The organism is Metabacillus sp. Hm71, assembly GCF_051842955.2.
Taxonomy (GTDB): domain Bacteria; phylum Bacillota; class Bacilli; order Bacillales; family Bacillaceae; genus Metabacillus.
This window is the reverse complement of record NZ_CM200278.1, coordinates 2231699-2246529: the sequence shown is the minus strand read 5'-3', so window position 1 is coordinate 2246529 and position 14831 is coordinate 2231699. Positions and strand designations below refer to the sequence as shown.

The 14831-nt window shown below is 37.2% G+C and carries 14 protein-coding genes; 4 read left to right on the top strand and 10 right to left on the bottom strand.

Translation table 11 applies throughout. The features are described from left to right. Positions 1 to 109 precede the first annotated feature (109 nt). Positions 110 to 247, top strand: coding sequence for a protein YkpC (locus ACSVDH_RS10565; protein ID WP_299086830.1), 138 nt, complete (start codon positions 110 to 112; stop codon positions 245 to 247). Positions 248 to 614: 367 nt separating this feature from the next. Here ACSVDH_RS10565 and ACSVDH_RS10560 read toward each other — a convergent pair whose 3' ends face one another. Next, entirely contained in the window at positions 615 to 1778 is a 1164-nt protein-coding gene (locus ACSVDH_RS10560; protein ID WP_439249392.1) for an acyl-CoA dehydrogenase family protein, read from the bottom strand. Positions 1779 to 1950: 172 nt separating this feature from the next. Between ACSVDH_RS10560 and ACSVDH_RS10555 the strand changes: the two genes are divergently transcribed. Next, positions 1951 to 3183, top strand: coding sequence for an aminopeptidase (locus ACSVDH_RS10555; protein ID WP_439249391.1), 1233 nt, complete (start codon positions 1951 to 1953; stop codon positions 3181 to 3183). A gap of 227 nt (positions 3184 to 3410) precedes the next feature. Then, complete coding sequence (locus tag ACSVDH_RS10550) at positions 3411 to 4319, top strand: CobW family GTP-binding protein (RefSeq protein WP_439249390.1); 909 nt, start codon at positions 3411 to 3413, stop codon at positions 4317 to 4319. Here the strand turns inward: ACSVDH_RS10550 and ACSVDH_RS10545 are convergent. The 4 genes from ACSVDH_RS10545 to ACSVDH_RS10530 form a co-directional block, all read right to left on the bottom strand. Beyond that, complete coding sequence (locus ACSVDH_RS10545) at positions 4314 to 4910, bottom strand: OmpA family protein (protein WP_439249389.1); 597 nt, start codon at positions 4908 to 4910, stop codon at positions 4314 to 4316. The two genes, ACSVDH_RS10550 and ACSVDH_RS10545, sit on opposite strands and share 6 nt — an antisense overlap. A gap of 243 nt (positions 4911 to 5153) precedes the next feature. Then, positions 5154 to 6773: an ABC-F family ATP-binding cassette domain-containing protein gene (locus ACSVDH_RS10540; RefSeq protein WP_439249388.1), complete on the bottom strand. Its 1620-nt coding sequence runs from the start codon at positions 6771 to 6773 to the stop codon at positions 5154 to 5156. Positions 6774 to 6927: 154 nt separating this feature from the next. Continuing rightward, positions 6928 to 7812 (bottom strand): CPBP family intramembrane glutamic endopeptidase, encoded by an 885-nt coding sequence (locus ACSVDH_RS10535; protein WP_439249387.1) that lies wholly within the window; start codon positions 7810 to 7812, stop codon positions 6928 to 6930. An 86-nt stretch (positions 7813 to 7898) separates the two neighbouring features. Beyond that, positions 7899 to 8816, bottom strand: coding sequence for an aminoglycoside phosphotransferase family protein (locus ACSVDH_RS10530; RefSeq protein WP_439249386.1), 918 nt, complete (start codon positions 8814 to 8816; stop codon positions 7899 to 7901). 215 nt (positions 8817 to 9031) lie between these two features. On the opposite strand from ACSVDH_RS10530, the gene ACSVDH_RS10525 reads away from it, so the two are divergent. Next, on the top strand, positions 9032 to 9292 hold the full coding sequence (locus tag ACSVDH_RS10525) for a hypothetical protein (RefSeq protein ID WP_299086816.1): 261 nt from the start codon (positions 9032 to 9034) through the stop codon (positions 9290 to 9292). On the opposite strand, the gene ACSVDH_RS10520 is transcribed toward ACSVDH_RS10525, so the two are convergent. The 5 genes from ACSVDH_RS10520 to ACSVDH_RS10500 form a co-directional block, all read right to left on the bottom strand. Further along, positions 9289 to 10251: a DUF4349 domain-containing protein gene (locus ACSVDH_RS10520; RefSeq protein WP_439249385.1), complete on the bottom strand. Its 963-nt coding sequence runs from the start codon at positions 10249 to 10251 to the stop codon at positions 9289 to 9291. The two genes, ACSVDH_RS10525 and ACSVDH_RS10520, sit on opposite strands and share 4 nt — an antisense overlap. A gap of 196 nt (positions 10252 to 10447) precedes the next feature. Continuing rightward, positions 10448 to 11008, bottom strand: a complete 561-nt coding sequence (lepB, locus tag ACSVDH_RS10515) for a signal peptidase I (protein WP_299086812.1) — start codon at positions 11006 to 11008, stop codon at positions 10448 to 10450. A gap of 256 nt (positions 11009 to 11264) precedes the next feature. After that, on the bottom strand, positions 11265 to 13124 hold the full coding sequence (locus tag ACSVDH_RS10510) for a PTS fructose transporter subunit IIABC (protein WP_299086810.1): 1860 nt from the start codon (positions 13122 to 13124) through the stop codon (positions 11265 to 11267). A 13-nt stretch (positions 13125 to 13137) separates the two neighbouring features. Then, positions 13138 to 14049 carry a 1-phosphofructokinase gene (gene pfkB, locus ACSVDH_RS10505; protein WP_439249384.1) on the bottom strand — a complete coding sequence of 304 codons (912 nt, stop codon included), beginning with the start codon at positions 14047 to 14049 and terminating at the stop codon, positions 13138 to 13140. Next, positions 14046 to 14801: a DeoR/GlpR family DNA-binding transcription regulator gene (locus ACSVDH_RS10500; protein WP_439249383.1), complete on the bottom strand. Its 756-nt coding sequence runs from the start codon at positions 14799 to 14801 to the stop codon at positions 14046 to 14048. Before ACSVDH_RS10500 ends, pfkB begins: the two co-directional genes overlap by 4 nt. Positions 14802 to 14831 lie beyond the last annotated feature (30 nt).

The window sequence follows — 14831 nt, the reverse complement described above, 5'->3', positions numbered from 1 at the left end:
AAATTTCACTTTCTAGATCTCTTTTTCTTTTTTTAAGAGATTCTATAAGTAATGAAACTTTTCCATTTTCGATTTCGTCTTATATTTGAAAACTTAGGGAGGTAAATTTGTGAAAGATTTAAGCAGAAGAATTATCATTAGCTTAACATTAGCAGGCATTATCATGGGAGGGATGAGTGTTTCACTTGCGAATATGCCATCAAGGCCCACAGATAATAATGAAATGGTCCAAGTCCAAGGTGATTAATTTGAAAGGCGTGTCTTTATCATGGAACATTGTAGTAAACAATCATCTTTATTGAATTTAATTCCGTTTAGTTTCCTGCTTGCGGCAATCTTATTGCTTTTCAAATCTTTATTGGAATTCTTTTGATTGGGTTTATCTACTCACTGATCGTCACACATACAAAAAAAGGAATAATTGGTGCAATTATCAATATCTATGAAATTGGCACCTTAATGTTTGGGAGCGGTGTAATGTATTTACTTACGTTCGCAACAGGTGTATAAGCATATCAGGACTCACGACATAAATACATAATAAGGCTGTCTCAGGTCTTCCTACTTTTTTAGAGACAGCCTCTTTAATTATTTTTAGTTAACCCACCAACACCTTAGCTTCGAAACGCTCGATCAGCAAATATTTTTGATGTTATATCATCTGAAGGCGGGTTATGTAACCCGGCACGTACATCACGATAATGTCTTTGTAACGAATTTGACATAAATAAGCTTTGCCCGCCAACAACTCTCATTGCCAAATCAACAACCTCAACAGCAGTATTTGTTACAACTGTTTTTACTGCTGCTAAGTCATAAGCTAAATTTGCACGATTTGTTGGGTCAGTATCCCACTTATCTGCAACAGCATACATAAAAGTTCTAGCAGTTGTCAGTTTTAAATCAATTTCCGCAACCTTCCTTCTAACCTCGGGAACCTCTTTAATAGGGTGTGTGAGGCTTGTCGGCTGATATGTTTTTGCGAACTCTACAGCTTCATTTCTAGCAGCAATCGCGATCCCGATATAGCATGCAGGAATATGAAGCAGCCAGCCCTGAGCAGAAGGTCTAACCTTTTTCTGCTTTCGCTCAACTAATGCTTCAAATGGAACTTCAACAGTATTTAAAATCAAATCATCACTTCTTGTTCCACGCATACCTACTGTGTCCCACGTATCCTCAATTGATACTCCACATTCTGTTCTTGGAATGAGGAAATCGCCAATTTCTCCAGTTTCTTCTATTGTTGCAGGAACAATAAAATAGTCTAGTGCAGGTGCCAAAGATGTAAATATCTTTTTCCCATTAATCACCCATTTATTACCTTTTTTCAAAGCGGTTGTCTCTGGCTTCCCACCTCTTGCAGGGCTGCCGGAATTTGGTTCTGTTGCCGCACTGTTTATGAGCTTATGTTCTGAAATAATTTCTTTACAAATTCTTTCATAAGTTGCTTTTTCCCATTTTTTCGTTATATGCACATCCATCAATAAACTTAAATGCCACCCTAGGGATAAAGCAGTTGCTGCATCACCTTGAGCAATTTTTTCCTGTACCATTAAGAATTCATATAAAGATGCACCATCTCCGCCATACTGTTTTGGGATTGTTAGCTTTAAATAGCCTTCTTCTTTTAAGCGTCTAAAATGCCGAAAAGGAAAAGAACCCTCCCGATCATATTTGTCAGCAGTTAAAGCAAATTCTTTTGCTAGCTTATCTGTTTTCTCAAGTAATTCCTTTTGCGCAGATGTTTTAATAAATTGTTCATCTAGAAAGTACACATCATCACCTCAATAGTTTCATTGTAATAATTTTCTATCAACACATAAAGCAATTTGGCTTAGAAATGGCTTTAGCTTTTCATTCCCTTAATGGGTTGTTAAAATAAAAAGGTAAAACTTCCTAATTTGGAGGCTTTTATAAATTGATCATAATAACAAGGAGGTTAGAGCAATGTCTAATTTTCAACAAAAGTTAGAAAAATATGCGGAACTAGCAGTTCGTGTGGGGGTTAATATTCAACATAATCAAAATTTAGTCATAAACGCTTCAACAGAGGTTGCTGATTTTGTCCGTCTCGTCGTTAAAAAGGCTTATGAAGCCGGCGCACGAAATGTATATGTTGAATGGCATGATGATGTGGTGACAAGAACTCGCTTTGAACTAGCATCAGAGGATGCATTAAGCGACTATCCAGAATGGAAAGCGCGCGGGTTAGAAACTTTAGCTGAAAATGACGGTGCCTTTATGTCGATCATTTCATCTAATCCTGACCTATTAAGTGGAATTGACCCAAAAAGAATTGCAGCTTCCACAAAGGCAGCCGGGATGGCTTTAACTAAATATCGCAACTATTTACAAGCTGACAAAGCTAGCTGGACAGTTATTGGTGCTGCTTCAAAGGAGTGGGCAGCAAAAGTCTTTCCTGATGAAAGAGAAGATAAACAAGTGGAACTGCTTTGGGAAGCCATCTTCCGAACAACTCGAATTGACCAGCCAGACCCAGTAAAAGCTTGGGAGGAACATAATCTTAATTTACATAACAAGGTAGACTATTTAAATAGTAAAAAATATAAAATGCTTCATTATAAAGCCCTAGGAACTGATCTAACCATTGAACTTCATGACACACATACATGGGTTGGCGCAGGCAGCGAAAATGAGCGGGGGAATTTCTTTATGGCAAATATGCCTACAGAGGAAGTGTTCACTGTCCCTTTGCGAAACGGAGTAAATGGTGTTGTTAAAAGCACGAAGCCGCTTAGCTACAGCGGAAATCTTATTGATGATTTTTCACTCACCTTTGAAAATGGCCGTATCGTTGATGTGAAAGCTGAAAAAGGTGAAGACGTATTAAAGCAATTAGTTGAAACAGATGAAGGCTCACACTATTTAGGCGAGATCGCATTAGTTGCACATGATTCACCTATTTCTCAATCTGGCGTATTGTTTTACAATACATTATTTGATGAAAATGCCTCAAACCATTTAGCTATTGGTAATGGTTATGCTTTCTGTGTTGAAGGCGGAAAAAAAATGTCTCGTGAAGAGCTTGAGAAGGTTGGCGTTAACTCCAGTATTACCCATGTCGACTTTATGATTGGCTCTGCAGATATGGATATTGATGGAATATTAGAAGATGGAACGACAGAAGCTATCTTCCGAAACGGAACATGGGCATTTTAAACAAATAATAACAAAATAAGAAAAGCGCAAGGTGCTTAGCATTCGGCGACAAGCATAAGGCGAATAGGAATAGAAGGTGTTCTTTCCCTTCAATTCCTATTTGACTAGACCCTAGAGCCGATGGCGCCTGGAGCTAGACACTTTCTTAAACATTTAAAAAAAGGGTCAGACATAATTTACTTACGTCAGGCCCTCTTTCTTATTGATATTGAAATGAGGGAAACATCATGAAGCCTGTAGAGGTCTATATATTATCCGGTTTTCTTGGAGCTGGAAAAACAACGTTATTACAAAATATTCTTGTTCAAGAAAAGCAGCTTGAACGAAAAATCGCCGTTATCATGAATGAGCTTGGTGAGGTTTCGATCGATTCTAACGCCGTCCAAGAGGAAATACCATTAAAGGAGCTTTTAAACGGCTGTGTATGCTGTACCATTCAGGGACAGCTTGAAGTTCAGCTTGAAAACATGCTAAGAGAATATGAGCTAGACGCCATTTATATAGAAACAACAGGTGTCGCCCATCCAATTGAAGTTTTAGATGCTTGCATGTCCCCTCTATTTGCTGAAAAGCTAGCAATAAAGGCTATTATTACATTAATTGATGCAAAAAGATGGAAGGACCGCTCAAAACTTAGCATACAAATTCGCAAGCTTTTAGCGGAACAAGTTCAGCATGCAGATATTGTTCTATTAAACAAAATTGATCAGCTGTCAGAGGATGAAAAGGCAACGCTTATTTCTGGAATTCAAGCGTTAAATAAAACGGGGAAGCTGTTGATGACAGAATATGCCAATGTCCCTCTAACACAGCTAAAGCCTATTCAAAAATCCAGTAAAAAAGAACATGAAAAAACACATGTTCTCGAAACATTGCATATGCGCACATATGTCCATACCTTTTCACAGCCAATAGATATGAAAAAATTTGAACAGTTTTTAAAGAACATGCCTGATACAATCTATCGGATAAAAGGCTATCTATCTTTTACACATTCAAAGGAAAGCTATCTTTTTCAATACTCCTACGGGATGCCGCTATACCTTAAAGAAAAAATAAAAATGAAAAACACACTTGTTTTTATTGGAGAACACCTTGATCACCAATGGATAAAAACAGCGCTTGAATCTTTATAATGAGAATTTTATGACAAAGTCGATACGCCGATTCAACTGATGATTTTCAGCATTGCCATCATTGGGGACAATCGGCTTATCTTCTCCGGCTCCAACAGCTGAAAAGCTTAGATGAGATAATTTCTCGTTTTCATTAAAACGATGTAATAAACGATTAGCTCGTTTTTTTGTAAGCTGAAGGTTAAATTCATTTTCTGCACGATCATCCAAATGAGCTTCGATGATTATTGTGGTATTACTAGGCAATGCAGCAAAAACATGATCTAATTCTCTTAAACTAGCTTCTGCTTTTTCGTAAAATTCTGCTTGATCATAATTAAATAGCACCTCATCTAACATTCGAATAATCATCGCATTTTCTTGCTTCAAAACCTTTGTCCCAGGCAAATCTAAAGTTATATCATGCTTCATGGTTGACTTAATACTAGATCCAGGATCGACCACTTGCCCTTTCATAACCGGTTCACCCTGCTCCAGTTTTTTCAATGTTTCATTTTCAGATTCTATAACTGATGTTGCTGTGCCATCTTTTTTTCCACAGCCTGAACTAACAAGCACAACAGCTAACAAACCAATTGCATACCACTTCATCATTATCAACCCCTCTAACACGCACTGCTTTATTCTATATCCGTGATGGTAAGTGTATTGCCTAACTTTATGTACCAGCATTTCTATTTTATCATCAATATGGAATTATTTGTTTAATTTTACAAATTACTAATAATCCAATAATCCCATTCCGCAAAGCTTGATGTTGTACAATCAGCACAAAAAGAGATGGCCCACCAGACTAAAGTCTATGTAAGCCATCTCTTTTTTAAATCTACTCTTTTACGCGTACAATTCCTTTACTTGCTTCTGTACATTATCATCTTCTAAAAACTCATCATAGGTCATTTGCTTATCAACGATACCGTTCGAAGTAATTTCGATAATCCGATTCGCAATTGTTTGCACAAATTGATGGTCATGTGAAGTGAAAATCATCGCACCTTTATATGCAATTAAGCCATTGTTAAGCGCCGTAATCGATTCAAGGTCTAAGTGGTTTGTTGGTTCATCTAATAAAAGAACGTTCGCACCGCTTAACATCATTTTCGAAAGCATGCAGCGAACCTTTTCTCCTCCTGACAATACACTCGGCTTCTTCATGACTTCCTCTCCTGAGAAAAGCATCCGTCCTAAGAAACCGCGTAAAAAGCTTTCACTTTGGTCGTTCGGAGAAAATTGGCGGAGCCAGTCAACGAGATTTTGCTCATCGCCAGTGAAATACTCACTGTTATCTTTAGGAAAATAAGCTTGTGTTGTTGTAACACCCCATTTAAATGAACCACTGTCAGGCTCAATCTCTCCTGCTAAAATTTTAAATAAAGTCGTAATCGCAATTTCATCACGGCCAACTAAGGCAATTTTATCTTCTCTATTCATAATAAAGCTGATGTTATCTAATACCTTTACACCATCAATTGTTTTCGATAAGCCTTCTACACGGAGAACATCATTACCGATTTCACGTTCTGGTGTAAAGTTCACATATGGATAACGGCGAGAAGATGGTTGAATATCATCTAATGAAATTTTATCCAATAATTTTTTACGTGAAGTCGCTTGCTTTGATTTTGAAGCATTTGCACTAAATCTGGCAATGAAGTTTTGAAGCTCTTTTATTTTCTCTTCTTTTTTCTTATTTGCTTCCTGCGCTAATTTAAGAGCTAATTGACTTGATTCATACCAGAAATCATAGTTTCCGACATAAATTTTAATTTTTGAAAAGTCTAAATCAGCAATATGTGTACAAACCTTATTTAAAAAGTGGCGGTCATGTGAAACAACAATAACCGTATTTTCAAAGTTTATTAAAAATTCCTCAAGCCATGCGATCGCATGAATATCAAGGTGGTTCGTAGGCTCGTCCAGAAGGAGAACATCAGGCTGTCCAAAAAGGGCTTGTGCCAACAGAACCTTTACCTTTTCCCCGCCGGTTAGATCAGCCATTTTCTTCGTATGAAGCTCCTCAGAAATTCCAAGTCCTTTTAACAATATAGCTGCTTCACTTTCCGCTTCCCAACCATTTAATTCAGCGAATTCACCTTCTAATTCTGCCGCCTTCATGCCATCTTCATCGGTAAAATCAGCTTTCATATAAATGGCATCTTTTTCCTGCATAACTTCATAAAGGCGTTTATGTCCCATAATAACAACCTTAAGAACTTCATGCTCTTCATATTCAAAGTGATTTTGCTTTAACACCGCCAAACGCTCGCCAGGCGCCATACTGACATCACCTGTTTGCGGTTCGATTTCACCGGAAAGTATTTTTAAAAAAGTAGATTTTCCAGCACCATTCGCACCAATTAATCCGTAGCAATTTCCCGGAGTGAATTTAATATTAACATCTTCAAAAAGCTTGCGATCACCATACCGTAAGCTGACATTTGTAACTTGAATCATGAAATATCCTCCAATACTTTAACATCTAAACAATTATAACACCGAAAGGGTTTTTTTTATACGTTCTGTATCAACAACTTTTCATATATTCAACGTTTTTTACTAGTTTATAAAACAAAATAGCTGCCTATTATTGTTTACAATTCCTCACTATCTAGTTTCCCATCCGATGCTTCCGCATCACAATGTATAAGAAAATCAAACCGGTTGTAACAGTTGTAAGCGCCGACAGCATTGCATTAACATTTGTTACGACAAATAAAGAAGGAATATTTCCAACTACCGTATCCTCCATCGTTAGAAAAATACATAAAAACATGTTATTTGCGGCATGGGCACCAATGGAAAACTCTGAACTATTTGTTTTTATGGAAATATAAGTCCAAATGAAGCCCATTGCTAAATAATCAATCGCAACCCAAAATGCCCCGTGCTCCATTTCAGGATTTGAAAAGTGCAAGCTTCCAAAGATGCCTCCAATGATGAGGATTAAAATAATCGGGTTCTTTGTTAATTTACCTGCCCATTGCAACAAAAACCCTCTAAAAAATAATTCCTCTGAGGTTGTTTGAATAGGAACTAACAGGATTGAAGCAACTACCAGCCATGCAAATCTAGAACCTTCAAAATCATTTAACATATAATCATTTGGAAAAATGGCGTAGTCTAATAGAGCAAACAGTGCGAATAATGAAAAAGCAATCAAAAATCCATATAAAATCTTCGTCCAATTTACCTTATCATATGGAGTGATAAAGGAAATCAGTTTTCTTTTTAAAATAGTGCGTGCTGCAAGCCACATTCCAAAAACAGCCGAAATATTGACGATATGATATAGATAAAAATCCACCAATGGATCGGTAATCATCATCTCTTCTACATCAACAATGCTCGGGTTTATAAACGCTGTTATTAAAACAGCAATTAAGTATGCAATCGTTCCGATAACAAACATAAAGGCTAAAATAACCAAGAGTGACCAAAAATAACGCCAATGGCTGTTTTTCCCCTCTGACATTCTAATAAAATGTTGGCCCATCAAACCACTCCTCTAAGTTTCTATCATAATTAAAGATACCCTGATACTTCAGATTAAAAGGGCTGAAACTAATCATCAGCCCTTTCTTAAACTCCATATATTTTACTATACAAATTTTTAAAGCTTGTGATGACTTCAAAGGTCTTTTCATTTGGCACACCAAAGTCTTCAATATCCCAATATAAGCTTAAAATTGAATGACAATAACCCCATAATAAAATTCTCTCTTTATTTAGATGTAAATGCTCTACTAAAATATTTATCCTTTTTTCAATCAGTTGTTCTACTTGGTCATCCGGTAATTTATTTAACAGAAATTGAATGACATCATATTCTCGTTCACCTATTAATCCCTTTGGATCAATGACAATCCAGTCTTTTTGATTTACTGATAAAACATTGTAGTGATGGAAATCACCGTGAAGAAGGTATAAATCTTTCATTGTACTGGTCAGCCTTGAAAAAATCTCTTCCGCTTCCATCAGCATTGTTTTCGTAATAGGCCCCACACCATCCTTATGATTAAGACGTATGTTCTGAAAGTCCTTTTCCCGTTGGAAAAGTGTCTGAATGCTTGTGTTATTCGGCGGGGATTTCCATAATTTTTTCATAACCTGTGCCATGATCAATGTTGCCTCATCATCATTTTCAATAGAAGCCAGCTTATCACCTGGCGATACATGCTCTAAGATCATAATGCCTTTTTCAGCTTCCTCATCAAGAAGGCGGATAATTCCTTGACCGTTGAAATGTTTAAGGGCCTCCACTTCATTTTGAAATCCCTCATCACCAGGTACCACTAATTTAACGACAACTTTGCTTCCATCTACTCTAACTGCAGGTGCTACAAAATTATAAGATAACTCATAGGGTGGCTGGATCTTAAGCTCCCATTTTTCTTCACAATGTTTGATTAGCTGTTCAAAATGATTCAACCACGTTTGTCCATTCTCTTTATGGACCGATTTTATCGTTTTGACAAATTCATCTGGCAAATACGTCATCTTTTCACCCTTACCTAAAAATAGCTGTATTTTTTACAAAGTAATATAAGTTCGCTAGCATTTAAAAGTGGACTCCTTTACTATTTCGATACGCATTAAATAAGTCCTTTCCAGTTTTATACTAAGTTTATAAATACACTTAGGTGACATTTCTAAACTTTTAGCAGATTTTATGATAAAATTGTCTTTCAATAGGAAAAAGGAGCTCTAAATTCATGAAGTTATATACATTAATTGAATATTGTTTATTACTTGTTTTGGCAGGACTATATTTCGCCTTCCTTGGTTTTCAATCAAAAGGTGCAACCTTTATAATTGGGGTTATTTTTCTATATATCATAATTAACATCTTTTCAAAAAAACTCCTGCCCCGCTATCTTCCAGAAAATAAACAGATGTCGATATTAGTAAGTGTACTTTTGATTATTGGTACCGTATTTCTAATCATGCTTCTCCTAACACTGCTGGCCATTTAATCATTTGATTGGCCAGGTGGTTTTCCCTCATTTTGCTTACGTCTTTTCCGGATCATTAAAATCAAGATAAACAGGATGCCGCCTAAGACAACTAATATCGGCAAACTGCCAACAAGGAAGATGATAAATGCAGAGCAAGCTTGCAATAAAAAATTGACACTGTTCATAAATTGTTCCTGCGTTTTTTCCCAAGTGTTTAACTCTTTATTTTCTAAACCAGGAACGTTCACCCTATCCTCAACCAAATGAATCGTAACCGTAGCAAGGTCCACCTTATTGTTTAAGTAGTTCATTCTCCCTTTAATTTGTTCAATTTCTTCCTGTACTGCGGCCAAATCACTTGATATCTTTAGCAAATCATCAGTTTTTTCAGCCCTTTTCATAAAATCAAGCAAACGGACTTCAACGACTTGTTTTGATTTTAAACGGGCTTCGAGGTCCACAAATTCTTCGGTAACATCCTGACCTGAAATAGAACGATCAATCACCTCCGTACTCCCCTTCTCAACAGCTTGTAAAAAGGACTGAAATTGCTCCTGAGGGATTCGCACTGTAATTGTACCTTCTATCCTTTCATGTTCTCCTGTTGTATACGAATTAGATTCAACAATGTAACCATCAGCTGACGCAAGCTTCTGTTGGATCAACTCCAATGTCTTTTGATAGCTGTTTACTTCAATCGAAAGGTTTGCTGTATAGATAACCATTCGGTCACTCTGATTAAGTGTTTCTGAATTTTGTTGTTCCTTTCCTTCTACCTCTGTTTTGTCATTTGAGTTCTGGATAGCATCCTCATTAGCGATTTCCGTCTTTCCCCCTAATGCTTGAGGAGTGCTGTCTTTATCTGCCAGTTCTCCTGCAGCTTTGTCAGCCTGTTTACTTTCTTCACTGGAACTACTGCATCCGTATATTAGCCCTATTATAAGAATCGTTACGACCATCAACCATAGCTTCTTCATCCTGCCACACCCTTTGTATAATTTTCCGTTATGATTATGTAGACGTTTTACATACAAAAGGGTTACAAATTTAGGAAAAAAGCAAAGAGAAGATTTCAAAATTAAAAGGCCAGACACGACAAGCACAATCAATGACTTTGATATAACAGAAAGTCAAATTATTTGTGATTTTGGTAGGTTCTGACCTTTTTTCATTTTATTCTGTTTTACTTATATGACCAAATGGAAAGAAGATAAACTCTGATTTACCCAATATTCGATCCGACTCTATCAAGCCAAGTCCATTGCGGCTATCCATGCTATTTAAACGGTTATCACCCATAACAAAATAGCTGCCTTCTGGAACCTCTATCTCTTCAAAATCATTTGTTAGGAGCATCCCCATTTGCTGTGCTTCTTCTTTGTTACTCTCTAAATAGGGCTCGGCTATTACTTTACCATTGACATAAACCTTTCCATTTTCTGCACTGATTTTATCTCCTGGTAAACCGATAATTCGTTTAACATAGCGTATATCTTCTTCTTTACCTTCAATGATAACTATATCCCCTTTTTCTATTTCGCCAATAAATTGCAAGGTTTTATTGACGAAAAGACGATCTCCATCCTTTAAGGTTGGGTCCATAGAAGAGCCTTCTACAAGATATGGCTCAAATAAAAAGAAACGTATAATCATTGCCAGCCCTATCGCTAAAACAATTGCTTTTATCCATTCCCAGATCTTTGATTTTGACGCCTCTGTTTCTGTTTGCGACATGATGAACCTCCTAATTTCAATGCTCTATTTCCATTATACCTATATACAATTTTATTTGCTAAAAAATTAAAAAATCCTTTATTCTTTTTTCTATTATTCTCCAAGGGAAACTAAATGGTAAGAAATAAGATTAAAATTTCAGTTTATTGTAAAAGTGGATTATTTTTAGAAAAGAATGCAACTAAATGCTTTACAAAAAGAAAAAACTGACTAAAACGAAGAGATACCTTCATTTTAATCAGTTTGTAATAAGACTTTATTCACTTACTCGTTTTTTTAATAATCCGAGCATAATAGCTGTGACAATAGCCCCAATGACAATTGCCAGCAAATAAAGCAGAGGATTGCCTTCTACTAACGGAATAACGAATGCACCGCCGTGCGGAGCTCGTAAACCATTTCCAAAGAACATTGCTAATGCACCAGCAACTGCAGAGCCTGTAACAATTGAAGGAATAACACGGCCAGGATCTGCAGCCGCAAATGGGATTGCACCTTCAGTAATAAAGGAAGCACCCATAATATAGCAAGTAATACCTGCTTCACGTTCACGTTGTGTAAATTTGCTGCGGAAGAATGTTGTTGCAAGGGCAATACCTAATGGAGGTACCATTCCACCAGCCATGACAGCTGCATGTGGTGCAAAATTACCAGAATCGATCATAGCAATCCCGAATGTAAAGGCAGCTTTATTAATTGGGCCACCCATATCAATGGCCATCATTCCACCGAGAATCAACCCAAGAAGGACTAAGTTACCTGTACCTAACCCGCCTAAAAATTCACTAATTTGTACGTTTAAGGCACTAACTGGTTTATTCACAACAAAAAACATAATCATTCCAACACCGAAAATACTAAGCACTGGATATAAGAGCACCGGTTTAATACCTTCCAATGATGAAGGTAGACCTGATAATAATTTTTTAAGCAGAACAACAATATATCCCGCTAAGAATCCTGCAATTAAACCACCTAAAAACCCTGCTCCACCTTGTGCAGCCATAAACCCGCCAACCATACCTGGAGCCAATCCGGGACGATCCGCAATACTTAACGCAATAAATCCTGCTAATACCGGAACCATTAGCCCAAATGCATTTCCGCCGCCAATCGTACTTAATGCTTCCGCAAAAGCGTTATACGATTCATGAGTTGGATCTGATGCATGGATACCAAACATAAAGGAAATCGCAATTAAAATACCACCACCGACAACAAACGGCAGCATGTTTGAAACACCGTTCATTAAATGCTTATAAATACCTGTTCTTTCTCCGCCGCGATCTTCTTTTCTTGACTCACCGCTGCCTTGATAGATCGCCGCATCTTGTTTTAACGCACGCTCAATTAATTCTTTAGGCTTACGAATCCCGTCTGCTACTGGTACGATGATGACATGCTTCCCTTTAAAACGATCCATTTCTACCTGCTTATCGGCTGCAACAATAATCGCGGTTGCTTCTTGAATTTCAGCATCTGTTAATACATTCTTCGCACCGCCAGAACCGTTTGTTTCAACCTTGATTGAGACATTCATTTCTTTTGCTTTTTCCTTTAACGCATCAGCAGCCATATACGTATGTGCAATACCAGTCGGACAAGCTGTAACTGCTAAAATTTTCCCAGAACTTGATGTGTTTTCTTCTACTTCTTCATCTTTTTCATCAAATTGATCAATAATGTTCAATACTTCGTCAGCTGTATTTGCTGCTAATAATCGGTCTCTCACTTCTTGCTTCATAAGAATGGAAGAAAGCTTGGATAACGCTTCTAAATGGGTATTGTTTGCACCTTCTGATGCAGCAATCATAAAAAATAAATAGCTTGGCTGCCCATCAAGTGCTTCATAATCAACTCCTGCCTTTGAACGTCCAAACACAATGGCTGGGTGCAAAACGGCATTTGTCTTTGCATGCGGGATGGCAATGCCATCGCCAATCCCTGTTGTGCTCTGTTGTTCACGAGCCAACACTGCACCTTCGTAGCCTGCTTTATCGGAAAGCTTGCCTGCCTTATCTAAAACATCAACTAGTTCACCGATTACATTTGCTTTTGATGTTGATTGGAGGTCAAGCTTAATCGTTTCTTTTGTCAAAAGTTCTGTAATTCTCATTGTTCTTCCCCCTCTATCCCTTCATGACTTCAACCTTTGGTAATAACTCTTCTATTTTTTCTTTTGTACAAAGCTCCATTGAGAATGCTGTAGCACTTCCTGCAGCTACACCAATTTTAAATGCTTCTTCCATTGAGTAATTTTTTTGCAGGGCACTTAAGAAACCGCCAACAACTGAATCTCCTGCACCTACGGAATTAAGAACCTTTCCTTTTGGTACATTCGCTATAAGACTTGTCCTTTCGGTAATAAGCAAGGCTCCTTTTTCTGCAAGTGAAACAATAATATGCTTTACACCTTGCTCAACCAATTTCTTTCCATATTTGAGAGCTTCTTCTACCGTTTGGATGTCTGTCTGAAACAATTCGCCAAGCTCATGATGATTTGGTTTTATAAGATACGGATTTTCAGAGATGACTTCTTTTAAAGCTTCACCAGATACATCAGCAACAACTTTGATCTGTTTATCTTTACATAAAGAGATGATCTCTTTATAAATCGATGCTGGTAATGTCCCTGGAATACTGCCTGCCAATACAACAGTATCTTCTTCAGTCATTTTTTCAAATACTGCAAAGAATTCTGCCAGCTGCTCATCCGTAATACTTGGACCGAGCCCATTTATTTCTGTCTCTACTTCTGTTTTTAATTTAATGTTAATCCTTGAATCACCGGAAACCTTTACGAAATTTGTTTGGATGTTTTCAGCACGTAAAAAATCTTCTACAAATTTGCCTGTAAAACCGCCGATAAATCCCAAAGCTTCTGTTTCCACCCCTAATCGTTGCATGACCCTGGATACATTGATCCCTTTTCCTCCAGGAAATTTTGTATCCGCAACTGTGCGGTTTAATGATCCTATTTCAAATTGGTCAACTTCTACGATGTAATCAACAGATGGATTTAATGTCACAGTATAAATCATTCATTCACGACCTTTATTGCTGTATTTTTCCCATAGGAGTTCAGGATGTCTTCGTCAATATCATCAGTAATTATTTTCGCGTCAACCAGCTCTGCTATTTTTGAAAAAGCAATCTCGCCAAACTTCGTATGATCAGCGAGAACATATTTTTCTCTTGATAACTGGAGCGCAGTCATTTTTATGGCAGCCTCCTCTGGGTCTGGTGTTGTGTACCCAAGTTCTATATGAATGCCATTAACACCTAAAAAGCATTTATCAAATCGGTAATGTTCAAGTGCTGTCATAGCTCCCCGACCAATCATGGCGCCTGTTAGAGGTTTTATAAATCCGCCAATCAAGTAAGTTTTTATCCCTTTATTCATAAGCGGTTCTATAAGGGTAAGTCCATTCGTTACAACCACAATTTCCTTGCCATTTGGAAGATATTCAACCATTTGTAGAGTCGTAGTCCCCGCATCTAAATATAAACAATCACCTTCTTCAACTAAAGAAGCAGCTTCTTGTGCAATCCTTTTCTTTTCATGAAGGTTTTTGGCTGATTTTTCAATAATATTCTGTTCCCTCAGTTTACCTTGGAGTAGTGCTGCACCCCCATGGATTCTTTTTAAATATTTTTCCTCTTCTAATTGTGTTAAATCACGTCTTATTGTTGATTCAGAAGAGTTTGTTAGCTCAACTAGCTCTTGAATCTTGACTGATTTTTTTTCTTTCAGAACATCTAAAATGATTCGATGTCGTTCAGGAGTTAACACGAATCACACCTCCATTTTTTGTAAGCGAAT

Coding starts and splice junctions, on each gene's coding strand:
- ACSVDH_RS10555 (WP_439249391.1), top strand. CDS start 1,951: ATGTCTAATTTTCAACAAAAGTTAGAAAAATATGCGGAACTAGCAGTT.
- ACSVDH_RS10550 (WP_439249390.1), top strand. CDS start 3,411: ATGAAGCCTGTAGAGGTCTATATATTATCCGGTTTTCTTGGAGCTGGA.
- ACSVDH_RS10545 (WP_439249389.1), bottom strand. CDS start 4,910: ATGAAGTGGTATGCAATTGGTTTGTTAGCTGTTGTGCTTGTTAGTTCA.
- ACSVDH_RS10540 (WP_439249388.1), bottom strand. CDS start 6,773: ATGATTCAAGTTACAAATGTCAGCTTACGGTATGGTGATCGCAAGCTT.
- ACSVDH_RS10535 (WP_439249387.1), bottom strand. CDS start 7,812: ATGGGCCAACATTTTATTAGAATGTCAGAGGGGAAAAACAGCCATTGG.
- ACSVDH_RS10530 (WP_439249386.1), bottom strand. CDS start 8,816: ATGACGTATTTGCCAGATGAATTTGTCAAAACGATAAAATCGGTCCAT.
- ACSVDH_RS10525 (WP_299086816.1), top strand. CDS start 9,032: ATGAAGTTATATACATTAATTGAATATTGTTTATTACTTGTTTTGGCA.
- ACSVDH_RS10520 (WP_439249385.1), bottom strand. CDS start 10,251: ATGAAGAAGCTATGGTTGATGGTCGTAACGATTCTTATAATAGGGCTA.
- lepB (WP_299086812.1), bottom strand. CDS start 11,008: ATGTCGCAAACAGAAACAGAGGCGTCAAAATCAAAGATCTGGGAATGG.
- ACSVDH_RS10510 (WP_299086810.1), bottom strand. CDS start 13,124: ATGAGAATTACAGAACTTTTGACAAAAGAAACGATTAAGCTTGACCTC.
- pfkB (WP_439249384.1), bottom strand. CDS start 14,049: ATGATTTATACTGTGACATTAAATCCATCTGTTGATTACATCGTAGAA.